Genomic DNA, 255 nt, shown 5'->3' on the forward strand with positions numbered 1-255 from the left:
TCGCCAACGGCGTGCAGGTGCTGCAGGCTGCCAACACCGGCATCACCTCGCTGCAGAAGCTGATCGATAGCGCCAAGTCGATCGCCAACCAGGCGCTGCAGACCACGGTCGGCTATTCCACCAAGTCGAATGTCTCCACCACCATTTCCGGTGCGACGGCGGCCGACCTGCGCGGCACGACCTCCTTCGCCAGCGCGACCGCGAGCAGCAACGTGGTGTATAGCGGCGCGGCCGGCGGCACCACGGCGGCGACCG

At 67.8% G+C, this 255-nt stretch carries 1 pseudogene; it reads left to right on the forward strand.

Annotation, left to right across the window (positions count from 1 at the left end):
* Window positions 1-255, forward strand: a pseudogene (locus tag AAE027_RS39545) (DUF1522 domain-containing protein); the annotation flags it as partial.

Origin of the sequence: Bradyrhizobium sp. DN3 (genome assembly GCF_041357655.1) — a bacterium.
In the GTDB taxonomy this organism is placed as follows: domain Bacteria; phylum Pseudomonadota; class Alphaproteobacteria; order Rhizobiales; family Xanthobacteraceae; genus Bradyrhizobium.